Annotated in this window: 1 pseudogene; it reads right to left on the bottom strand. The window is 56.2% G+C overall.

The features are described from left to right. Nucleotides 1-2: 2 nt before the first annotated feature. Nucleotides 3-314 (bottom strand): annotated as a pseudogene (locus tag GJA_RS25505) (helix-turn-helix domain-containing protein); the annotation flags it as partial. Between the last annotated feature and the right edge of the window lie 106 nt (nucleotides 315-420).

Below are 420 nucleotides of genomic sequence, written 5' to 3'. Positions count from 1 at the left end.
GCGAACGCCGCGACCCTGTCGTAAGACCCCTCGAACCCCAATTCTTTTAAGTCCTCGTGGATCTGTTTCAGCGTGCGCCGCTGCTTGCGTGACTTAGCCGCCTCAGACTTGAGGAGTGCTGAAAGCTGGAACGCGTATTTGTCGATGGCGCGGGTGGAGCGCCGCTCAGCGTAGGCTGGCTCTATGGTTCCGGAGCGCAGGTGGCGCCGGACGGTGTTTCTGGAGATGCCCAGTCGCCTGGCGATCTCTCTCAATGGGACCTGGTCGCGAATGTGCCAGCGTCGAATAATGCCTAGTAATGCCACGTCGATCACTCCAATTCCCCGCTCAATGTGATGAGCAGGATTGTGTCTTATACGTGGGTCAGTTCGGTTTGCAAAATATGCGGCAAACTGGGTCAGATTTCACTGCAAATCAACA

This window comes from Janthinobacterium agaricidamnosum NBRC 102515 = DSM 9628, assembly GCF_000723165.1.
Lineage (GTDB): Bacteria > Pseudomonadota > Gammaproteobacteria > Burkholderiales > Burkholderiaceae_D > Janthinobacterium > Janthinobacterium agaricidamnosum.
The sequence above is the reverse complement of the archived record's forward strand: the minus strand, read 5'-3'. Positions and strand labels throughout refer to the sequence as shown.